This is a genomic window from Acinetobacter towneri, assembly GCF_017498585.1.
In the GTDB taxonomy this organism is placed as follows: domain Bacteria; phylum Pseudomonadota; class Gammaproteobacteria; order Pseudomonadales; family Moraxellaceae; genus Acinetobacter; species Acinetobacter towneri.
This window is the reverse complement of the sequence record NZ_CP071766.1, coordinates 1,013,561-1,027,886: the sequence shown is the minus strand read 5'-3', so window position 1 is coordinate 1,027,886 and position 14,326 is coordinate 1,013,561. Positions and strand designations below refer to the sequence as shown.

The following is a 14,326-nucleotide window of genomic DNA, read 5'->3' as shown; positions in this document are numbered from 1 at the left end:
GCCCAACGGTGGGGGTGAGTGTGGGGACCTCTTTATAGTTTTTATTTAAACTTCCATAAAAAACAGCGCCGAAGCGCTGTTTGTTTTATTATTCCCCATCAGAACAATTTAACGATGTTCCATACGGACTTTCCAAATTTGGTGCAATACCATTTTCAATATCTACATCACTGATTAAGTAGCTTAAGCCAAGACTAGTAGAACCATTTATTGATTTACCACTCACAATCGAGTTCGCAAGAATTTGAATATTTAAATATCCTGCATAAATTTTAGGATATTGAATTTTTAAATCAAAGCGTCCATTTGCATCTGTTGTATATTTATTATCAGTAGCGGGTTGATCCTCTGCATTAATAAAAGAAACAACCTGAACTGTCTGTCCTTGCTTCACAGGCTGTAATTGATCAATTTGCTTACCATCAATGTTTACTTTTGTAATTGGAGAAAAACATTGTGTTATTACATCAGGAAGATACTTATCAACCTTACCATCTGGGGGAAGATCTGTATCAAAAAAATTATAATTCCCTTTGTTATAACTTAAAGCATTAACTCCCATTACCACATCTTGATTTGGTAAAGGTTTCCCATCAACATCAGTTACATGTACAGAAATATTTTTGTAATAGTAAACACCTGATGCTGAGTCTTCAATTTTTGTTGGATTATACAAAACAGAAATAGCACCAACAGGCTTAGGAACAGTAGAGCTTACTACATCTAATTTATATGTATAAACTTGAGTTGATTGACCAAAATTAGCTTCTAGCACTAAATCATCTTTGATGAACTGCTCTGCACTATAATCTTTCACTCTTTGCGATTCACTGAAAGATAGCGTATACGTAATTTTCCCATTGCTATCTGTTTGAGTAGCATTTGGTGTGAACTTGACGCCATTTAGAGACGAATTTTTGACTTTTAATGATATAGCTTGATTAGATAAAGTAGCTCCATTAGCATCAACAGCCGTTAAAGTTACTGTTGTTTGATCCCCTCGAACATTGAGTGAAGTTTTAGTCGCATCAAACAGAACAATACTTGTAGTATCAGAACCATTGTTAGTATCAGCACCTGTGACAGAAATTGTTTGTTCTTGGCTTAATGCACCGTTATTTGTTTTAGCTATAATTTTAAAACCATTGTTAATCAAATCAGTCAATGTTGTCGACGTACTTGGAGTCGCTAATACATATACAGCATTTCCAGATTCATTAGTTTTTTGCACAGCTACACTTAAATTACTAACATTATTCGTTGAATCAACAATCATTAAAGTAATATTAGCATCTGGTACTCCCCCTTTGTTTTCATCAAGGGCTCTAACCGTAACAGTAAGTTGACCATTTGTCGCAGCCATAGACAATTTGTCTAATTCAATTTTTAATGCAGACGCAACAACAGCTTGCTCAACAGTCTCACTATCTTCAATTTTATCAGTATCAGCAGCATTGTTATCATAATAACCACCGCCACCACAGCCAGCCAATAAAACTGCTAAAGCCACAGCCGAAAATTTCAAACTAATTTCTTTCTTTTTCATTGAGTTATTCCCCAAATCCCTCTAAAACTATGAGTTAATCAAACATATAATTAATATTGTCAGATATGTAACCATAGTTACTGCTTTATGTAAATAAAAGCATGATAAATGTTTTGCTTGTGTTAGCCTAAATTTATTTATTACATGAAGTAGCTCACAAATGTACGACCTCATTATTATTGGTGCAGGCACCGCAGGCATTAGCGCCTATAAAGAAGCGATTAAATACACCCAAAACCTACTCATCATCAATCACGGTCCATGGGACACCACCTGTGCCCGCGTTGGTTGTATGCCCAGCAAAGTTCTCATCTCTAGTGCCAATCGCATGCACGACATACAACATGCACAAGAAGTTGCACTCACGGTAGATGCAAAAATTGATACATCCCAAATCATGACGCACGTACGCCAATTACGTGATCGTTTTACCCGTGCCACACAAAAAGATGTAGATCGTTGGGAAGCATCCCATAAGATTTCAGGTTTTGCGACTTTTATAGATGCCCATACAATTCAAGTGAATGGACAGCAATATCAGGCAAAAGCTTTTATTATTGCAGTCGGTTCTACTCCTGCTTATGAGCAAGCATGGAAAGAAAAATTAGGCGAACGCTTAATCACATCAGATCAAATCTTTGAATTAGAGAACTTACCCCAATCTTTGGCCGTCATTGGCAGTGGTGTAATTGCAATCGAATTGGCTCAAGCTATGCAACACTTAGGGGTAGATACCACTATTTTTGCCCGTAGTCGTAAAGTTGGTTCACTCCGCAGCCCAGAACTACAAACCATTGCACAAGATACACTCAGTCGAGAATTGAATATCAAATTTGAAACCTTGCCTACACAACTACAAAAAACAGAACAAGGCGTGAAAATTGAATATCAAGAAAATGGACAAATACAAAGCTTAACTGCCGATTATGTATTGGTTGCTACGGGTAGACGCAGCTATTTAGATCAGCTTCATCTTGAAAATATTGATACAAGTTTCAACAACATCAAACAACTCCCAATTGATCCTCATACCAAACAACTCGGACAGCATGCTATTTTTATTGTGGGTGATGCACACACGAATACTCCCATTCAACATGAAGCAGCACATGAAGGGCGTGCAGCCGTGCATAATTGTTTAAGCTTTCCAAACATTGAAAATATAAAAACATTAACACCCATGGGCATTGTGTTTAGCTCACCTGAAATGGCATCTGTAGGACAAAACTATAAACAACTGAAAGAGCAAAATATTGCATTTACGACAGGCTTTGTTTCTTATGAAAAACAAGGTCGCGCTTTGGTGCTGGGAAAAAATAAAGGTGCGATTGAAGTTTATATTAATAATAAAAGTCAAAAGTTATTAGGTGCTGAATTATTTGTGGATGCTGCTGAGCACATGGCGCACTTATTGGCTTGGATGATTGATGAAGAACTCACACTTGAGGATATTTTAGATAAACCGTTCTACCATCCAACACTAGAAGAGGGTTTAAGAACAGCACTTAAACATGCACGTCGACAACTACGTGAAATCTAATCAAATTTAGAAAGTATGCTTACTCTTTAAAACCATCCCCTGATGGTTTTATTTTGCTTCATTTTTTATATTTTCCTTTCTTTTTCTACTTTTCTTTCATGCATAAAAAAACACCCCCAACGCTAGTTGAGGGTGTTTAGAATAATGAGCTGGCGATGACTTACTCTCACATGGGTAACCCCACACTACCATCAGCGCGAAGAGGTTTCACTTCTGAGTTCGGGAAGGGATCAGGTGGTTCACTCTTGCTATGGTCGCCAGCACAACTGTTTACGGAGACTTGCATTGGTCTTATTCACGACTGTGATGCACTGCGTTTTCCGAATCTGTAACAGATTGGGCTGTATTGGGTCTGAATTTTATTGTTTAGCGTTAACTAAATCAAGATCAGTCTGAATTGACTGATTGGATTTGAATCGATTGAGCATACAACCCCAACTGTTTGGGTGTTGTATAGTCAAGCCTCACGAGCAATTAGTATTGGTCAGCTTCACATATCGCTATGCTTCCACATCCAACCTATCAACGTCGTAGTCTTCAACGGCTCTTTAGGAGGCATAAAGCCTCGGGGAAATCTTATCTTGAGGTAGGCTTCCCGCTTAGATGCTTTCAGCGGTTATCCCTTCCGAACATAGCTACCCGGCGATGCGACTGGCGTCACAACCGGTACACGAGAGGTTCGTCCACTCTGGTCCTCTCGTACTAGGAGCAGATCCTCTCAAATTTCCAGCGCCCACGGTAGATAGGGACCGAACTGTCTCACGACGTTCTAAACCCAGCTCGCGTACCTCTTTAAATGGCGAACAGCCATACCCTTGGGACCTGCTTCAGCCCCAGGATGAGATGAGCCGACATCGAGGTGCCAAACACCGCCGTCGATATGAACTCTTGGGCGGTATCAGCCTGTTATCCCCAGAGTACCTTTTATCCGTTGAGCGATGGCCCTTCCATACAGAACCACCGGATCACTAAGACCTACTTTCGTACCTGCTCGACTTGTGGGTCTCGCAGTTAAGCGCGCTTTTGCCTTTATACTCTACGCGTGATTTCCGACCACGCTGAGCGCACCTTCGTACTCCTCCGTTACTCTTTAGGAGGAGACCGCCCCAGTCAAACTACCCACCAGACATGGTCCTCGTCCCGGATAACGGGACAGAGTTAGAACCTCAACATTACCAGGGTGGTATTTCAGGACGGCTCCACTCGGACTAGCGTCCAAGTTTCAAAGCCTCCCACCTATCCTACACAAGTAAGGTCAAAGTTCAATGTCAAGCTGCAGTAAAGGTTCACGGGGTCTTTCCGTCTAGCCGCGGGTACACCGCATCTTCACGGCGAATTCGATTTCACTGAGCCTCTGCTGGAGACAGCGCCGCCATCATTATGCCATTCGTGCAGGTCGGAACTTACCCGACAAGGAATTTCGCTACCTTAGGACCGTTATAGTTACGGCCGCCGTTTACTGGGGCTTCGATCAAGAGCTTCGCTTACGCTAACCCCATCAATTAACCTTCCAGCACCGGGCAGGCATCACACCCTATACGTCCACTTTCGTGTTTGCAGAGTGCTATGTTTTTAATAAACAGTTGCAGCGGCCTGGTTTCTGAGGCTGTCGACAGCTCAAGGAGCGAGTCCTATCACCATCAACAGCGTACCTTCTCCCGAAGTTACGGTACCATTTTGCCTAGTTCCTTCAGCAGAGTTCTCTCAAGCGCTTTGGTCTACTCGACCTGACCACCTGTGTCGGTTTCGGGTACGATTCCAGTGTAACTGAAGCTTAGAGACTTTTCCTGGAAGCAGGGTATCAGCCACTTCACTGTACAAGTACAGCTTGCTATCAGATCTCAGCATAGAGCACCCCGGATTTGCCTAAGATGCATGCCTACTTCCTTTCACCTGGACAACCAACGCCAGGCTGACTTAACCTTCTCCGTCCTCTCATCGCATTACACTGAAGTATTGGAATATTAACCAATTTCCCATCGACTACGCCTCTCGGCCTCGCCTTAGGGGTCGACTCACCCAGCCCCGATTAACGTTGGACTGGAACCCTTGGTCTTTCAGCGAACGGGTTTTTCACCCGTTTTGTCGTTACTCACGTCAGCATTCGCACTTCTGATACCTCCAGCAGACTTCTCAATCCACCTTCTTCGGCTTACAGAACGCTCCCCTACCACGTATACAATGTATACATCCGCAGCTTCGGCACATAGTTTTAGCCCCGTTACATCTTCCGCGCAGGCCGACTCGACTAGTGAGCTATTACGCTTTCTTTAAAGGGTGGCTGCTTCTAAGCCAACCTCCTAGCTGTCTATGCCTTCCCACATCGTTTCCCACTTAACTATGATTTTGGGGCCTTAGCTGGCGGTCTGGATTGTTTTCCTCTTGACTACGGACGTTAGCACCCGCAGTCTGTCTCCCGGATAGTACTCATTGGTATTCGGAGTTTGCATCGGTTTGGTAAGTCGGGATGACCCCCTAGCCGAAACAGTGCTCTACCCCCAATGGTATTCGTCCGAGGCGCTACCTAAATAGCTTTCGGGGAGAACCAGCTATCACCGAGTTTGATTAGCCTTTCACCCCTATCCACAAGTCATCCCCTGGCTTTTCAACGACAGTGGGTTCGGTCCTCCAGTTAGTGTTACCCAACCTTCAACCTGCTCATGGATAGATCACCCGGTTTCGGGTCTATACCCAGCAACTATACGCCCTATTAAGACTCGATTTCTCTACGGCTCCCCTATTCGGTTAACCTTGCTACTGAATATAAGTCGCTGACCCATTATACAAAAGGTACGCAGTCACCACACGAAGTGGCTCCCACTGCTTGTATGCATGCGGTTTCAGGATCTATTTCACTCCCCTCACAGGGGTTCTTTTCGCCTTTCCCTCACGGTACTGGTTCACTATCGGTCAGTCAGGAGTATTTAGCCTTGGAGGATGGTCCCCCCATATTCAGACAAGGTTTCACGTGCCTCGCCCTACTCGTCATCATTATGTGTGCCCTTTCGTGTACAGGACTATCACCCACTATGGTTGCACTTCCCAGAGCATTCCACTAAAACACACATAACTTAATGGGCTTTTCCCCTTTCGCTCGCCGCTACTGAGGGAATCTCAATTGATTTCTTTTCCTACGGGTACTGAGATGTTTCACTTCCCGCGTTCGCTTCGTATGACTATGTATTCATCATACGATACCTACCTTAAGGTAGGTGGGTTTCCATTCAGAAATCTCCGGATCAAAGGATATTTGCCGCCTCCCCGGAGCTTTTCGCAGGCTATCACGTCTTTCATCGCCTCTGACTGCCAAGGCATCCACCACATGCACTTAATTACTTGACTATACAACCCCAAACAGTCGTTAATCCCTACAAGTAGGATTAAGACAATTAAATAAATATAAAATATTTATTTAATTCACAGTTTGATGTCTTGTGCACTTAAGCACTGTACAGCTTCAATTAGATTCATATACCAAAACGCTTGATTCAGTTAATTTGCTAGTTCTCATTTCAATTCGTAATTAAACCGTAACACCGAAGTATTACTGTCAATCTTGAATTAAATGAGTTGAACAATTTATTTCAGACTCAATTTTTGCCAATCTGTTAATGAATTAATGCGTCTTCGTCAGACCGCACTAAATACTGTGATATTTAAATCACAGAACTTAATAAACCATCAAATCTAATCATTCGATCTTTTATTAAGTTCTGCAATCTTTAGCTTAAAGCTCCAGTATATGTGTGCCTGCGCACAGCATAGCTGTTTGCTTAAATTTTAAGGAAAAGCAGTGCTTTTCTGATCTTAAAATTTGGTGGAGACTAGGAGAGTCGAACTCCTGACCTCCTGCGTGCAAAGCAGGCGCTCTACCAACTAAGCTAAGTCCCCAGCTTATCATCTGTGATTCGATGTATCGTAAACTGTGTTAAGGCGAATGCTTAACTCGAGCATAGCTCTCGTCTTGCGCTCGGGCGAAACATGTTTCGCTGCCCCTCGCTCATGGTGGGTCTGACAAGACTTGAACTTGTGACCCCACGCTTATCAAGCGTGTGCTCTAACCAACTGAGCTACAGACCCTCAGATACATCAATGAAGAACAACTTGTTGTGGATTCTTACCAATCGTCAATCTTTCGTTAAGGAGGTGATCCAGCCGCAGGTTCCCCTACGGCTACCTTGTTACGACTTCACCCCAGTCATCGGCCACACCGTGGTAAGCGTCCTCCTTGCGGTTAGACTACCTACTTCTGGTGCAACAAACTCCCATGGTGTGACGGGCGGTGTGTACAAGGCCCGGGAACGTATTCACCGCGGCATTCTGATCCGCGATTACTAGCGATTCCGACTTCACGCAGTCGAGTTGCAGACTGCGATCCGGACTACGATCGGCTTTTTGAGATTAGCATCCTCTCGCGAGGTAGCAACCCTTTGTACCGACCATTGTAGCACGTGTGTAGCCCTGGCCGTAAGGGCCATGATGACTTGACGTCGTCCCCGCCTTCCTCCAGTTTGTCACTGGCAGTATCCTTAAAGTTCCCATCCGAAATGCTGGCAAGTAAGGAAAAGGGTTGCGCTCGTTGCGGGACTTAACCCAACATCTCACGACACGAGCTGACGACAGCCATGCAGCACCTGTATGTAGATTCCCGAAGGCACCTTTCCATCTCTCGGAAAGTCTCTACTATGTCAAGGCCAGGTAAGGTTCTTCGCGTTGCATCGAATTAAACCACATGCTCCACCGCTTGTGCGGGCCCCGTCAATTCATTTGAGTTTTAGTCTTGCGACCGTACTCCCAGGCGGTCTACTTATCGCGTTAGCTGCGCCACTAAAGGATCAAATCCCCCAACGGCTAGTAGACATCGTTTACGGCATGGACTACCAGGGTATCTAATCCTGTTTGCTCCCCATGCTTTCGCACCTCAGTGTCAGTATTAGGCCAGATGGCTGCCTTCGCCATCGGTATTCCTCCAGATCTCTACGCATTTCACCGCTACACCTGGAATTCTACCATCCTCTCCCATACTCTAGCTAACCAGTATCGAATGCAATTCCCAAGTTAAGCTCGGGGATTTCACATTTGACTTAATTAACCACCTACGCGCGCTTTACGCCCAGTAAATCCGATTAACGCTCGCACCCTCTGTATTACCGCGGCTGCTGGCACAGAGTTAGCCGGTGCTTATTCTGTGGGTAACGTCCACTTAGCCCAGGTATTAACCAGGTAAGCCTCCTCCCCACTTAAAGTGCTTTACAACCAAAAGGCCTTCTTCACACACGCGGCATGGCTGGATCAGGGTTCCCCCCATTGTCCAATATTCCCCACTGCTGCCTCCCGTAGGAGCGGGCCGTGTCTCAGTCCCAGTGTGGCGGATCATCCTCTCAGACCCGCTACAGATCGTCGCCTTGGTAGGCCTTTACCCCACCAACTAGCTAATCCGACTTAGGCTCATCTATTAGCGCAAGGTCATAAAGAGCCCCTGCTTTCTCCCGTAGGACGTATGCGGTATTAGCATCCCTTTCGGAATGTTGTCCCCCACTAATAGGCAGATTCCTAAGCTTTACTCACCCGTCCGCCGCTAGCTCAGTTACCGAAGCAACCTCGCCCGCTCGACTTGCATGTGTTAAGCCTGCCGCCAGCGTTCAATCTGAGCCATGATCAAACTCTTCAGTTAAAATCATTTTGAAGTTTTAATCTAAACTTCCAAATCTGGCTCATCAATTTTCTGACTTAAATTTCGCTCAAATAAACTTCGAGTAATTTAAACCAATCAATCAATGAAATATGTTCGATCGATCAATCAGTAAAAATCCACACAAGTTGTTCTTCATAATCTCTTAATGATCTTCTCGATGCTTCGTCAGCATCAAGCTAGGTCGGCTATATTACGCTTTATTTCTAAAGTGTCAACTGGTAATTCAAATTATTTTAAACTTTCTTTCTAAAACCCAACTCAATCATTCTTAACCAAGTCATTGTTTTATCAGAAGTTTTAATCTTCATCACCGCCGATGGATGTGCATTATAGGTGAAATATTTCGCCTTGCAACCCCTCTTTTTAAGTTTTATAAGTTTTTTAGTCCGAACGGTTATTTATTCAGCAAAATACTTCACTTTTCCACAAAATACTGTTTATTTCTTTTTCTTGATCATAAAAGGTTCAGGATTCATAACTACATCTGGCATTTTTTCTGGCTGATCATGTTCCTGCCATTTCAGTGCGCGGCAGTCGATATATTCACAATAGCCTCCTTCTCCTTGTTGTTGATCTCCATTTATAGCCAACTGATATTGAAAACTTCCGACATAACCTGCTGCAGCCCCAAATTTAAAATCACCACGACTCTGCGCCTGTAAATGAATTGAGGTGCCATCTTCATCTTGATAACGCCATTCAAACTCACGTGGCAAATACATACACTGACCTGTTGGCGTTTTTACTTTTGGATAAACCCGTTGAATATTAAATTGTACTTGCCCATCAAATACCCGAGTTTGCTCCGTGTTCGCATTTCGCAGATAGATTCGAGATTGCAAAATTCGATTCAACACATCACGACTTTGTAGCAATATCATTTGTTGCTGATGATTCAGATTAATCACTTGATAGCAAAAAAATGCCACAGCGAAATAAGGAAACTGGATTGAGCGGGCAAACTCAAAACTACCCAATTGCTCAATTTGAAAATGCTGATCTTTATAGCGTACACTTCCCTGACACTGACACAGCAAAGACCAATGTTCTGCCAAATTCATTCGCAATTTAGTGAAATATGAAATTGTAGAGCTTGTGGTGATCTTTAAATCAAAGCTAAGTTCGCTATCTTCACGTTGAATATGAAATTGCGGAAAGTGTCCAGTAATGCGCTCTTTATTGGCAAACTGAAAATACTCTGCAGTAAATACGCAATCATGTTGTATTGAATAATGATTGGACTGCCCCACCATGTGTGGGCTGCTACTACAAAGAATACTGGCTGTGTCTAAAGCTGAGGTTGTAATCACATTTTCAGGGCGCAGCATTGCGGTATTTAGGCTGCCCAATAAACCAATAAAGTTGAGATAATGTAAGGGTGCAGGCAAATTAGGAAGAATTAAGCCCTGATAGATAAATTTATAATGATGTTTTGGGGCGTGATAAGGCAGTTTGGCGGTTGCCGCAGGAGTTTGATTGAGTTGTTTGGAACGATCGAGAAAATCTTGAAACAGCTGCATATCAAACTCCTTGTGAGTTGATGCTTTTATGAAAGCTTAATTAACTCACTGCATTTTTTCTTGCCATAAAAGTGGTCACAAAACCTGAAAGTGCATAAATAATTGAAATCACTAAAATTCCAACAGGAATATTATAAGTCATGGCTGCAAGGATAAATACTGCGATTGGCAATACAAAAAACGGCACACGCTTACGATCAAAGGTTTTAAATGAATAATATTTAATATTGGAAATCATCAACAATCCTACTGCAATAATAATCACAGCATTGAGGATTTGTAGACCAATTTCACGAATATCATACAGTTCAGGAAAATCCCGTCCTACCCAAACCAGCGACACGATAATCAGCGCAGCCAAAGGACTTGCAACACCAATAAAGTAGCGTTTATCGACCACACCAATTTGCACATTAAAACGCGCCAAACGGAATGCGGCACAAGCCGTATAAACAAAGCAAGCCGCCAAGCCGATACGACCTAAATCATGCAAACTCCAGCTATACATCAAAATCGCAGGTGCAACACCAAAGGCGAGCATATCGGATAATGAATCAAACTGTTCGCCAAATGGACTTTGCGCACCAATCGCACGTGCCACACGACCATCTAAACCATCAAACAATGCTGCTAGAAAAATGGCATAAATCGCTTGGCTAAATTCACCATTCATACTGGCAATAATGGAGTAAAAACCCGACAGCAAGGCTGCCGTGGTAATCAGGTTTGGCCACAGATAGATACCACGACGTTTCACCTTTTGCCCTTCACGGGTATGTTCTTCTTCCACCACTTCAAATGTAATTCCGTCATGCTCAAGATCACGGGAACTATATTCTCCTTCGGGTTTGGATGTGTTTGTCATTATTTTGTGTCCTAACTGTAACCTGAACGTCTATTTAAATTTTTTATTCGCCAACTAACCAACGCACTGCAGCATGTCCACCATGTTCTTGCATACGCAAGTGCGGGAACAACCATTGCAGGGCTTCATCTGCATCTTCAGAGAATTTCCATGGTGGATTAATCACCAATAAACCACAACCGTTTAAGCCCACAGGAGTATCGTCAGGCCACACACAAATTTCACAAATGAGTTGACGGCGAATACCTGTTTTAAACATTTTCTTTTCAAAACGTTCAATCATGGCGCGGTCTTTAATTGGATACCACACCGCAAATACGCCTGTTGGCCATTTTTTATGTGCAGCTGCCAATAATTCAACCAACTGAGGGAAATCTTTACGTTCCAATTCATACGGTGGATCAATCATCACCAAACCGCGTTTTTCTTTTGGTGGAATGACGCCCAATAAACCTTCGTAAGCATCACGCTCATGTAAACCTGCGCGTTTGTCACGAATGTTATGACGCAATTGCTGGAATACATCGCGCTGCATTTCAAAAATAGTTGCTTTGTCGATGTCACGCATACCTTGTAAAGCAAACCATGGCGAACCGGGATATGCACCTTGCCCATCCGTTTCACGCATTGCTTCAACCAGTTTTAAATACTGCTGTACGCCTTCTGGTGCCTGACGTTTGATTGAATCATCTAGTTTCACTAAACGATGAATACCATTTAAAAATTCGCCCGATTTTTGTGCAGGTGCTAAAGATAAGTCATATTTACCCGCACCGCCATGTGTATCGACATAGCGATAAGGTTTATCTTTGGCATTTAAACGTGTCAGAATTTGCAGCAATAAAACATGCTTCATGACATCGGCAAAGTTGCCCGCATGGAAATGGTGACGATAATTCATGTTTGGTTCATTCCTAAAATCAACCGACATTTTAGCATGAAAAAAAGTTTCATTCAGGAGCTTGTATTCCTCTAAAATAATCAGCTTGTCTTGCATTTTGTCTGAGTATCTATTTTATGGACGCCACACTGCTTCCAAAATCTTGGAATATTGATCGAATTCTTGAAGATTTGGATCAACATAGTTTTGCAATAATTGATGATGCTTATTCACCCGAATATCAACAACAATTGCTGCTAGAGTGTAGTCAAAATTTAGATCAATTTCGTGAAGCCGCCATTCAAAATGGTGTGGTCAGCAATATTCGTAGCGATCATATTTTATGGATTCATGAAAACTTAAGCACAGCCCATCAACATACCCAAACGCTTTTAGCCTTAGCTGAGCAATTCAATCAGGCGTTTTATTTGGGTATTCGTGAGGTCGAAGCGCATTTTGCCAGCTACCAAGCAGGTTCTTTTTATGCCTTGCACCGCGATAACCCACAACAAAAAAATGATCGGGTGATTTCTGCTGTCTATTATTTACACCCTGAATGGCAGACAGATTGGGGTGGACAACTACGTTTACAAGACAAACATGGAGCATGGCAAATTATAGAACCACGCCCAAATCGGATTGCAATTTTCCAAAGTGATTTATTGCATGAAGTTTTGCCTGCGACACAGCAACGACTTTCTATTACTGCATGGCTACGCAGCGGCAACCAACTTTGGTAAAGATAGACCGCTTTTTTAAATTATTGGCTTTAAAACTGTAAATTTGCCCCGATGTAGAGCAAATATTGCTATCAGGAATTCACCCATGCGCAACTCGACTCAACAGCTTATTCAACGTATTGGGGAAACCGACCAACTTTTTTTACAAGGTAATACGCCTGAATTGGCATTAGAACGTGCCGATTTACGCTTACAATTGGTGAGTTTGAGCGAGTTACGCCAAGAACAGATTTACTTTTTGCAAGAAGCCATTGTGCTGTTAGAACAAGGTCGGGTTGAATTTGAAGAAATGCCAGTGACGTTATATATCAATTTGTCTTTGCATTTGGCCAAAGCCTATATGATGTATTTTGAGCTGACCCGCGATGCAAAATACGCCTTAATTACCCAACAAATTTTAAAAGCCATGACTCATTATGCACATGGAGATATTTTCTTTTTCTTGGCTTATGCCAGCGCCAGTAAAAATGAAAGTGCACTGTGTCGCCACTGGTTAGGCAAGTACAGTAAAACTGCCGAATTTGATTTGGAACTCTTACAAATTCACCCTGCCTTTAACGCCTATCAAACCGAAGTCTGGTTTAAACAAATTCTCAAAAGCAGAATGCATTAAAAAAACGCCTCGTTCTGAGGCGTTTTTAATGAAAACATATTAAATATGACGATGACTTAAACCTAAACAGCTTGTAAACGATAAGCATCTAAATGCAATTGTTGATTGAGTTCATCAATCCAAATGGCCCAATCATCGTCTTGTACCAAATGACTGATTAAAAATTCACGTTGTGATTTATTCCAAAACGGCGCTTCATGTAAATTAATATGTGCAGGTAATTGATGCGTACGTACATACAGTTCAATGGCTGCAGGGCTGCTGGCTAAACCGAGTTGGCTGAATAACATGGCTAATGATGGAGTATTTTGCATGAGCACCTTGCCCCCTTTTATTAGTTTCGTTGTAATTCCTTATTCAACTAACTTATAACACTTTGTATAAAAAACCCAGTCTTCCGACTGGGTTTGTTGTATCTTTTTGTGAGCACGCAGTTTACTGGCGCTTTTTAGATGAAAAGTATTTGATTTAACTTAAAAACTTTTAACTTAAATACCGATTAAACACTCGGATGTTGATCACTATGTAATTGCTCATTTAAGGTTTCAATCACAATGGCCCAATCATCATCTTTTTTCCAATGGCTTTGCAAAAATTGGCGCTGCCCTTCCGTCCAAAACTCGGCACAGTGTAATTTGGTTTCTGCAGGCAATTGATGCTCACGAATAAATTGATCAATTGCTGCATCGTCAGCATCTAGACCCAATTGTTGAAATAACAGTTCTAAAGTCGGTTGTTGGTCAAACATGGCATCCTCCTTTGATTCGTCTTGTACTTTTAATGACCTTAACCTGCTTCGAGCCGCAATTCAGCAGCAGCCGAGTTGCAGCATGTTATTTTTTGTACGATGCGATATACCTAAAGCATCCCACTCAATATTCTTAACACGATGACAGGCAACAAAAAAGCCAGTCAATGTAAACCGAC

Annotated in this window: 9 protein-coding genes, 2 tRNA genes and 3 rRNA genes; 3 read left to right on the top strand and 11 right to left on the bottom strand. The window is 42.6% G+C overall.

Translation table 11 applies throughout. The features are described 5' to 3' along the window. Nucleotides 1-88 precede the first annotated feature (88 nt). A complete protein-coding gene (locus tag J4G44_RS04830) occupies nt 89-1,546 on the bottom strand; it encodes an Ig-like domain-containing protein (protein ID WP_180038263.1) in 1,458 nt (485 codons plus the stop codon). Nucleotides 1,547-1,706: 160 nt separating this feature from the next. Between J4G44_RS04830 and J4G44_RS04825 the strand changes: the two genes are divergently transcribed. Next, on the top strand, nt 1,707-3,086 hold the full coding sequence (locus J4G44_RS04825) for a dihydrolipoyl dehydrogenase (RefSeq protein ID WP_180006141.1): 1,380 nt from the start codon (nt 1,707-1,709) through the stop codon (nt 3,084-3,086). 147 nt (nt 3,087-3,233) lie between these two features. Here J4G44_RS04825 and rrf read toward each other — a convergent pair. The 8 genes from rrf to J4G44_RS04785 form a co-directional block, all read right to left on the bottom strand. Beyond that, nucleotides 3,234-3,348 (bottom strand): 5S ribosomal RNA (gene rrf / locus J4G44_RS04820). Nucleotides 3,349-3,539: 191 nt separating this feature from the next. Next, nucleotides 3,540-6,428, bottom strand: a 23S ribosomal RNA gene (locus J4G44_RS04815). Nucleotides 6,429-6,901: 473 nt separating this feature from the next. Continuing rightward, nucleotides 6,902-6,977: transfer RNA gene (locus J4G44_RS04810), tRNA-Ala, on the bottom strand. A 112-nt stretch (nt 6,978-7,089) separates the two neighbouring features. Further along, nucleotides 7,090-7,166, bottom strand: a tRNA-Ile gene (locus J4G44_RS04805). A gap of 59 nt (nt 7,167-7,225) precedes the next feature. Further along, nucleotides 7,226-8,760, bottom strand: a 16S ribosomal RNA gene (locus J4G44_RS04800). The 16S, 23S and 5S rRNA genes sit together here with 2 tRNA genes alongside, the layout of an rRNA operon. Before the next feature lie 458 nt (nt 8,761-9,218). Next, on the bottom strand, nt 9,219-10,301 hold the full coding sequence (locus tag J4G44_RS04795) for a DUF6670 family protein (protein ID WP_104853049.1): 1,083 nt from the start codon (nt 10,299-10,301) through the stop codon (nt 9,219-9,221). A gap of 40 nt (nt 10,302-10,341) precedes the next feature. Continuing rightward, nucleotides 10,342-11,166, bottom strand: coding sequence for a CDP-diacylglycerol--serine O-phosphatidyltransferase (gene pssA / locus J4G44_RS04790; protein ID WP_004976213.1), 825 nt, complete (start codon nt 11,164-11,166; stop codon nt 10,342-10,344). 43 nt (nt 11,167-11,209) lie between these two features. Next, nucleotides 11,210-12,067 carry a 23S rRNA (adenine(2030)-N(6))-methyltransferase RlmJ gene (locus tag J4G44_RS04785; protein ID WP_026438537.1) on the bottom strand — a complete coding sequence of 286 codons (858 nt, stop codon included), beginning with the start codon at nt 12,065-12,067 and terminating at the stop codon, nt 11,210-11,212. A gap of 116 nt (nt 12,068-12,183) precedes the next feature. Here J4G44_RS04785 and J4G44_RS04780 point away from each other — a divergent pair, with 116 nt between their 5' ends. Continuing rightward, complete coding sequence (locus tag J4G44_RS04780; protein ID WP_207973896.1) at nt 12,184-12,786, top strand: 2OG-Fe(II) oxygenase; 603 nt, start codon at nt 12,184-12,186, stop codon at nt 12,784-12,786. Between the two features lie 85 nt (nt 12,787-12,871). Further along, entirely contained in the window at nt 12,872-13,399 is a 528-nt protein-coding gene (locus tag J4G44_RS04775) for a hypothetical protein (protein WP_019836939.1), read from the top strand. Between the two features lie 62 nt (nt 13,400-13,461). Here J4G44_RS04775 and J4G44_RS04770 read toward each other — a convergent pair whose 3' ends face one another. Together J4G44_RS04770 and J4G44_RS04765 are read right to left on the bottom strand one after the other, a co-directional pair. After that, nucleotides 13,462-13,719 carry a DUF2789 family protein gene (locus tag J4G44_RS04770; RefSeq protein WP_026438086.1) on the bottom strand — a complete coding sequence of 86 codons (258 nt, stop codon included), beginning with the start codon at nt 13,717-13,719 and terminating at the stop codon, nt 13,462-13,464. Between the two features lie 179 nt (nt 13,720-13,898). Further along, the gene (locus J4G44_RS04765; protein ID WP_096901745.1) at nt 13,899-14,147 is read right to left on the bottom strand and encodes a DUF2789 family protein; all 249 of its coding nucleotides are present in this window, start codon (nt 14,145-14,147) and stop codon (nt 13,899-13,901) included. Nucleotides 14,148-14,326 lie beyond the last annotated feature (179 nt).

Coding starts and splice junctions, on each gene's coding strand:
- J4G44_RS04830 (WP_180038263.1), bottom strand. CDS start 1,546: ATGAAAAAGAAAGAAATTAGTTTGAAATTTTCGGCTGTGGCTTTAGCA.
- J4G44_RS04825 (WP_180006141.1), top strand. CDS start 1,707: ATGTACGACCTCATTATTATTGGTGCAGGCACCGCAGGCATTAGCGCC.
- J4G44_RS04795 (WP_104853049.1), bottom strand. CDS start 10,301: ATGCAGCTGTTTCAAGATTTTCTCGATCGTTCCAAACAACTCAATCAA.
- pssA (WP_004976213.1), bottom strand. CDS start 11,166: ATGACAAACACATCCAAACCCGAAGGAGAATATAGTTCCCGTGATCTT.
- J4G44_RS04785 (WP_026438537.1), bottom strand. CDS start 12,067: ATGAATTATCGTCACCATTTCCATGCGGGCAACTTTGCCGATGTCATG.
- J4G44_RS04780 (WP_207973896.1), top strand. CDS start 12,184: ATGGACGCCACACTGCTTCCAAAATCTTGGAATATTGATCGAATTCTT.
- J4G44_RS04775 (WP_019836939.1), top strand. CDS start 12,872: ATGCGCAACTCGACTCAACAGCTTATTCAACGTATTGGGGAAACCGAC.
- J4G44_RS04765 (WP_096901745.1), bottom strand. CDS start 14,147: ATGTTTGACCAACAACCGACTTTAGAACTGTTATTTCAACAATTGGGT.